This is a genomic window from Mesorhizobium sp. M7A.F.Ca.CA.001.10.2.1, from assembly GCF_003998575.1.
In the GTDB taxonomy this organism is placed as follows: domain Bacteria; phylum Pseudomonadota; class Alphaproteobacteria; order Rhizobiales; family Rhizobiaceae; genus Mesorhizobium.
This window is the reverse complement of the sequence record NZ_RZQY01000323.1, coordinates 1-6,568: the sequence shown is the minus strand read 5'-3', so window position 1 is coordinate 6,568 and position 6,568 is coordinate 1. Positions and strand designations below refer to the sequence as shown.

Here is a 6,568-nt window from a genome sequence, read left to right as displayed (position 1 = left end):
GGACAATGCACTGGCGCGCCGGTTTCGCGATGCCGCCGGCCGGCTCAACCAGCAGGTCGCCGCCGTCGCCGATACGGTGCTGCTGATGGTGGCGGGGCTGCCGCTCAAGGTGAAATGACATGACCGACATCGACGATAAGGACGAAGAGCGCCATCGCGCCAAGATGGCCAAGCGCAAGGCTGTGCAGGATGCCGAGGTGGCGAGCAAGACGGTCGAGAAGGGATTGCTGATCGTCAACACCGGTCCCGGCAAGGGCAAGACCACGGCTGCCTTCGGCCTGGCGCTGCGGATGCTCGGCTACGGCAAGCGCGTCGGCGTTGTCCAGTTCATCAAGGGCAAGTGGCACACCGGCGAGAAGGACGCCTTCGCCGCCTTCGGCGACCGCGTCGTCTGGCACGCGATGGGCGAGGGGTTCACCTGGGAAACGCAGGACCTGAAGCGCGACATCGCCGCCGCCGAAGCCGCCTGGGCCAAGGTGCTCGAACTGATGGCCGATCCGTCGATCAGCCTGCTGGTGCTCGACGAACTGAACATTGCGCTGCGCTACGACTATCTCGATCTCGACAAAGTGGTTGCGGCGTTGAAGGCGCGGCGTGAGGGCCTGCATGTCGTGGTCACCGGCCGCAACGCCAAGCCGGCGCTGGTTGAGGCCGCCGACCTCGTCACCGAAATGGGCGTGACCAAGCACCATTTTTCCGCAGGCGTGAAAGCGCAGCAGGGGATCGAGTTCTGAGCGTTTCTTACCCTCCCCACAAGGGGAGGGTGAAGTAGATCACGCCACGATGACCATGACCGCGACCAACCCAAACAGCGCGATCAGCAGATAGTCGGCGACGCGATAGAGTTTCAGCGCTCGCCTTATGTCGACGCTGTCGGCCTCGCGCCGCCCACCTTCGCCCATGAAGACGTCGTCCACGAGCACGCCGCCGTAGCTGCGCGGCCCGGCGAGCGCCAGGCCGAGCGCACCGGCCATCGCCGCTTCCGGCCAGCCGGCATTGGGTGAGCGGTGTTTTTTCGCGTCGCGCCACACCGCATGCCAGGCATTTTTCGCATCAGCGCCTTTGACGAAGAACGCCGCCAGCACGATCAGCAGCGCCGTCAGCCGCGACGCCGGCAGATTGATCCAGTCGTCGAAGCGCGCCGCCGCCCAGCCGAAGGCCTCGTGGCGCGGGGTGCGGTGGCCGATCATCGAATCGGCGGTGTTGGCGGCCTTGTAGGCGGCGCCGCCGGCCAGGCCGCCGACGCCGGTCCAGAAGGCGGGGGCGACGATGCCGTCGGAGAAATTCTCAGCCAGGCTCTCGATCGCGGCGCGGCAGACGCCGGCCCTGTCGAGCGTTTCAGGGTCGCGGCCGACGATTCGCGAAACGGCAAGGCGGGCCAGAGCGAGGCCACCGGTGTCGAGCGCGTCCGCCACAGCCTCGACATGCTCATAGAGGCTCTTCTGCGACAGAAGCGACGTTGCCAGAAGGGCAGTGATGACCAGGCCCATGGGAACGAACCAGAACAGGATCTGCACGCCCAGGCCAATTATCGCCGGCACCAGCACGATGACCAGCAGCGCCTGGACACCACGCTTGCGACGCAGCGCGTCGGGATCAGTGGCGCGGTTGAGCCTGCGGTCGAGAAAGGATATCAGCCTGCCGAACCACGTCACCGGATGGCCGATGGCGCGAAACAGCCAATCGGGGTAACCGAGGGCGAATTCGACGGCCAATGACAGGAAAGCGATCAGGACTGACATGAAGCTTCTTAATGGGGCGGTTGTGGACCATGGTGGAAGTCTTGGCCGCGCGAGGGCGCTTTTCCCCAACGCCCTGCTGCCATTCGTCGACCTCTCGACCGGTATCAATCCGCACTCCTACCCGCTTTTCGACCTGCCCGCCACCTCGCTGTCGCGGTTGCCGGAAGCCGCGCGCACGCGTGAGCTGACAGAGATCGCTGCCAGTGCCTATGGGGCGCCGTCGCCAGCCAATATCGTGGCGGCACCGGGCACGCAGATCCTGTTGCCGCGCGTCGCCTCGCTGATTACCCCCGGAAGGGCGCTGGTGCTGGGTCCGACCTACGCCGAACATGCCCGCGCAGCAGTGATCGCCGGGCACGCGGTGACCGAGGTCGGCGATTTCGCTGACCTGGCGGACGCCGACCTTGCCATCATGGTCAATCCGAACAATCCAGATGGACGTGTCATCGCGCGCGACCGGTTGCTGGCTCTGGCTGCCGGATTGCGCGCCAAGGGCGGGCTGCTGGTTGTCGACGAGGCGTTCATGGATGTTGGGCCGCGCGAGCATAGCCTCTGCGGCGATGTCGGCCAGGGCGGCGTCGTCGTGCTGCGCTCGTTCGGCAAGTTCTTTGGTCTGGCCGGCCTGCGGCTCGGTTTTGCGCTTTCCGATCCTGTGACGGTCGAACGGCTGGAAACACAATTCGGGCCATGGGCCGTCGCCGGCCCGGCGCTGGAATACGGCATTCGCGCGCTTGCCGATATCGGCTGGCAGGACGCGATGCGGGCGGCGCTGGCTGATGAATCGGCGCGGCTCGATGCGCTGTTCGGCCGCTTCGGTATTCCCGTTATGGGTGGCACCACGCTGTTCCGTTTTCTTCGCCTACCGCATGCTGCCGATTTGTTTGCCGCGCTCGGCGGGCGCGGCATTCTGCTTCGCCATTTTGCCGATCGGCCTGACGTTCTGCGCGCCGGCCTGCCGGGGAGTGAGGAGGAATGGCAGCGGCTCGAGACCGTTCTTGCCGAATGGGCGTCGCGGCGCGAGCTTCAATCGAAGGGTTCGAAACAATGATCCATGTCTGCTCGCTGGCAAAGATCGAGGAAACGGTGGCCAGGAGCGGCGCCGACCGCATGCTGTCGCTGCTTGCCGCCGGAACGGCGGTGGTCCGGCCGGCCTCGATATCGAAAGAAAATCATCTGCATCTGGTCATGCATGACATCGCGGCGGCGCAGGACGGCATGACCATGCCCGGCGAGGAGCATGTCCGCAACCTGCTCGATTTCGCGCGCCGCTGGGACCGGGCAAGGCCGATGCTCGTGCATTGCTATGCCGGCATCAGCCGCTCGACGGCTTCGGCCTATATCATCGCGGCCGCATTGGCGCCGAAACGCGACGAGGCCGAATTGGCGCGGACGCTGCGGGCGCTGTCGCCCTCGGCAACACCCAATCCGCGACTGATCGCGGTGGCCGATGCGCTGCTTGATCGCAACGGCCGCATGATCGAGGCGATCGAATCGATCGGCCGCGGTGCGGATGCCTTTGAAGGCACGCCCTTCGCGCTGAGGATCGACAGCTAGCTGCCCCCATGTCGTTGTTCGATTATCGGGTGCCTTCATTCGCCCAATCTTCATGCCCGTGCCGTATCCGGACAATGAACACGTCGTCGTCGGCTTCGATCCGGTAGACGACAAGATGGGCTTTGAAGGGATGGATACGCATCGGTGGCGCCAATTCAAGCCGCTCCCGCGCTATTCGGGGACTGGCAGCGATCAGGTCAAAGATCGTGAACAACTCGTCATGATACTGTCTGGCCTGCACAGCGCCCGAACAGGCGCACCCCTTGCTCGGCAATACCGACGATGTCCTCTTCCGCAGCTAAAGAAAGGCGAAATCCCACTACCCATTGCCGGATGGCTTTTCAGCGCGTTTAACCGCCTCCGTGAAAAGCGCGTCCCTGGATCGATTGCCGATGCCACTCTTCAAGCCATCGTCGACAAAGCGCTGCATGGCGGCAATCTTGTCATTGCGCTCCTGATCCCGACGGATCAAATCGCGCACATAGTCGCTCGCGTTGGCGTAACGGCCCGTTTCGGTTTGCGCCTCCACCCAATCTTTCATCGGGTCGGGCAATGATACGTTCATCGTTGCCATACTGGCCTCCATATCTCGTCCAGTATGGTCCGTTTTGGCAAAGTTTGTCAAAATCTCTTGTGCGGAAATCTCTTGTCCAAAAGCGCGATTGTCAGATACGCCCTCCGTCGCCTGGTTTGTTCAAGAGGACAGCGCTTGCCTTTCGATGCCAGACCACTGGTTTGGAGGCTACGTCAACCAGTCCGCGAGCTTCGCCTTGCGCACATCCCGCAGCAGGCTGATGAAGCCGTCGGCCTGATATTCCGCCGTCAGCCGGCCCTTCTCCGCCGTCGCGATGCTGGCATCGCCGACGACGCCGTTCGGGTTGAGATCGCTGGCGATCCAGGCGAAGGCATGGGTGCCGGTGTGGCGCAGGAGCGAAAGTTCGTTTTCGGCTTTGGCGACATTGGAAACGAAATTGTCGGCCTTGGCCATGTCGACGAGGTCCGGCCGGAAATGCAGCATCAGCGAGGTCTCGACATCGCCGCCATGGATGCCGTGGCGGTCCTCCAGTTCGGTGTACATGCCGGCCGGGCGGCCGAACCGTTGCCAGCTGGTCTTTACCGCCAGCATCTTTCCGCGCACGCGCAATTCGCGCGTGACGATGCCCATGATCTCCTCGTTGCCGCCATGCGAATTGACCACGACCAGCTTGCGCACGCCAGCGCGCGCGATCGACAGGCCAAGCTCGGTCCAGGCTTCGATCAGCGTCGTTGCCGGCAAAGTGAGGGTGCCCGGCGCGTGCAGATGTTCGTTCGACTTGCCCACCGCCTGAACCGGCAGGATGCGGATGTCGAGATCGTCGGGCAGACGCGAAATGACCGTGTCGAGCATGCCGTTCATGATCGAGGTGTCGGTCGAGACAGGCAGATGCGGGCCATGCTGCTCGATCGCCGCCACCGGCAGCACGGCGATCGTCGCCTCCGGATCGATCGAGGCGTATTCGGTGGTCCGGTAGTCGCCCCACCACACGCGTTTCTTCGCAACAGTCATGTCATGCCTCTTCGATGAACGGCCAGACCTAGCGCGGCGGAGGTTGTCTGTCGATCACCCGGCCGCGATAGCCTCGACCTCGACCTTGAATTCGGGTCGGGCAAAGCCGGAGACGATCATCAGCGTCGAGGCCGGCGCGGGGCTGGAAAACAGCCGGTCGCGGACATCCATATAGGGCCGCAGATGCGCGCGGTCGGTGACATAGGCGTTGATACGGATGATGTCGCGTAGGCCCAGCCCGGCTTCGCCGAGGATCGCTTCGATGTTGCGGAAGCAGAGTTCGGCCTGCGCGCCGGCCTCTTCGGGAATCTGGTCGTCCGCGGTTATGGCAACCTGACCCGAGCACAGCACCAGCCGCTTTCCAGGCGGTACCTCGACGCCGTGGCTGTAGCGGGCAAAGGGCGGCTTGATCGACTTCGGGGTGAGGAATCTGAACATGGCAATCTCCTGGGTGCCGCCAGCCTAAAGCCGGACCCATTACACCTTCAAGATGGCGGTGCATGTTGCCCGGGCGATTGTGGACAGCCGTTCAAAAAATAGGCACGATGCCTTTCGTACAGCATGACCCGTCCGCGCTTGGCATGGCAACGTCTTTCAAGCGGGCGGCCCCGGCGCCAGACGCCGGTGGCATGTGTCTTGCTTCTTGAATCTTTGGTGTCGAGCCTGGCGCGTGGCGCGCCGGAGCAAACAGAGGGTGGTGTGGATGTACGGAAAACAGAAGATCTCGGTGGCGGCGGTGGCCCTGCTTGCAGCCAGCACGCTGGGTGCTGCTGCGAATGAGAAAGTCACCTTCGGCACCAACTGGTTGGCCCAGCCGGAGCATGGTGGATATTATCAGTCCGTGGCGGACGGCACCTACGCCGCCTGCGGCCTCGACGTCACCATCATGCAGGGCGGTCCGCAGGTCAGCGGCCGACCGCTGCTGCTGGCCGGCAAGATCGATTTCTACATGGGCGGCAATCTGCTGTCGGCTTTCGATGCCGTCCAGCAAGGCATTCCCATGCGCGTGGTGGCGGCGGACTTCCAGAAGGACCCGCAGGTCATCATGTCCCACCCCGGCGAAGGGCTCGACAAATGGGAGGACCTGAAGAACGCCGACCAGTACATATTGGGCGACGAGGGCGTGCAGACCTTCTTCCAGTGGATGGTCATCGAACTCGGCTTCGACGCTTCCAAGCGCGCGCCCTACACCTACAACACCGCTCCCTTCCTCGCCAACAAGAAGTCGATCCAGCAGGGCTACGTCACCTCGGAGCCGTTCGCGGTCAAGAAGGAAGGCGGCTTCGTGCCGAACCAGTTCCTGCTCGCCGACTATGGCTGGGACACCTATTCGACGACGATCGAGGTGATGCAGGATACGATCGACAAGAAGCCGGAGGTGGTCCAGTGCTTCGTCGATGGCTCGGCCAAGGGCTGGTACAAATATCTGTACGGCGACAACAAGGCCGCCAACGACATGATCAAGAAAGACAATCCCGATATGAGCGACGAGCAGATCGCGTTCTCGATCGAGCAGATGAAGAAGTTCGGCCTTGCCGATTCCGGCGACACCGAAAAGCTCGGCATCGGCGCCATGACCGACGAGCGGATCAAGAATTTCTACGACAAGATGGTCAAGGCCAAGGTCACGCCAGCCGGCATCGACATCAAGAAGGCCTACACGCTGACCTTCATCAACAAAGGCGTCGGGCTCGAGCTGAAGAAATAGGCCGGTCCCGGTATGATA

9 protein-coding genes and 1 pseudogene are annotated in these 6,568 nt (G+C 63.2%); 5 read left to right on the top strand and 5 right to left on the bottom strand.

Annotated features, from left to right (window positions below):
- A partial coding sequence (locus tag EN964_RS20295; RefSeq protein WP_206528736.1) for a bifunctional adenosylcobinamide kinase/adenosylcobinamide-phosphate guanylyltransferase occupies positions 1 to 118 on the top strand: 118 nt, incomplete at its 5' end.
- 1 nt (position 119) lies between these two features.
- Positions 120 to 734 (top strand): cob(I)yrinic acid a,c-diamide adenosyltransferase, encoded by a 615-nt coding sequence (cobO, locus tag EN964_RS20290; protein WP_109667906.1) that lies wholly within the window; start codon positions 120 to 122, stop codon positions 732 to 734.
- 39 nt (positions 735 to 773) lie between these two features.
- On the opposite strand, the gene cbiB is transcribed toward cobO, so the two are convergent.
- Positions 774 to 1,742 carry an adenosylcobinamide-phosphate synthase CbiB gene (gene cbiB / locus EN964_RS20285; protein WP_127271548.1) on the bottom strand — a complete coding sequence of 323 codons (969 nt, stop codon included), beginning with the start codon at positions 1,740 to 1,742 and terminating at the stop codon, positions 774 to 776.
- On the opposite strand from cbiB, the gene cobD reads away from it, so the two are divergent.
- Both cobD and EN964_RS20275 read left to right on the top strand, forming a co-directional pair.
- Positions 1,741 to 2,790, top strand: coding sequence for a threonine-phosphate decarboxylase CobD (cobD, locus tag EN964_RS20280; protein ID WP_127272558.1), 1,050 nt, complete (start codon positions 1,741 to 1,743; stop codon positions 2,788 to 2,790). The two genes, cbiB and cobD, sit on opposite strands and share 2 nt — an antisense overlap.
- Positions 2,787 to 3,296 carry a tyrosine phosphatase family protein gene (locus EN964_RS20275; RefSeq protein WP_127272559.1) on the top strand — a complete coding sequence of 170 codons (510 nt, stop codon included), beginning with the start codon at positions 2,787 to 2,789 and terminating at the stop codon, positions 3,294 to 3,296. Before cobD ends, EN964_RS20275 begins: the two co-directional genes overlap by 4 nt.
- Before the next feature lie 22 nt (positions 3,297 to 3,318).
- Here the strand turns inward: EN964_RS20275 and EN964_RS20270 are convergent.
- From EN964_RS20270 to EN964_RS20255, 4 genes and pseudogenes are all read right to left on the bottom strand, one after another.
- Positions 3,319 to 3,616, bottom strand: a pseudogene (locus EN964_RS20270) (type II toxin-antitoxin system RelE/ParE family toxin).
- Positions 3,616 to 3,870 carry a type II toxin-antitoxin system ParD family antitoxin gene (locus EN964_RS20265; RefSeq protein ID WP_127271993.1) on the bottom strand — a complete coding sequence of 85 codons (255 nt, stop codon included), beginning with the start codon at positions 3,868 to 3,870 and terminating at the stop codon, positions 3,616 to 3,618. The pseudogene EN964_RS20270 and the gene EN964_RS20265 overlap by 1 nt, the downstream one beginning before the upstream one ends.
- Before the next feature lie 168 nt (positions 3,871 to 4,038).
- Positions 4,039 to 4,842, bottom strand: a complete 804-nt coding sequence (locus EN964_RS20260) for a creatininase family protein (protein ID WP_127272560.1) — start codon at positions 4,840 to 4,842, stop codon at positions 4,039 to 4,041.
- A 54-nt stretch (positions 4,843 to 4,896) separates the two neighbouring features.
- Entirely contained in the window at positions 4,897 to 5,280 is a 384-nt protein-coding gene (locus EN964_RS20255; protein WP_127271694.1) for a RidA family protein, read from the bottom strand.
- 265 nt (positions 5,281 to 5,545) lie between these two features.
- Between EN964_RS20255 and EN964_RS20250 the strand changes: the two genes are divergently transcribed.
- Positions 5,546 to 6,550 carry an ABC transporter substrate-binding protein gene (locus EN964_RS20250; RefSeq protein ID WP_127272561.1) on the top strand — a complete coding sequence of 335 codons (1,005 nt, stop codon included), beginning with the start codon at positions 5,546 to 5,548 and terminating at the stop codon, positions 6,548 to 6,550.
- Positions 6,551 to 6,568 lie beyond the last annotated feature (18 nt).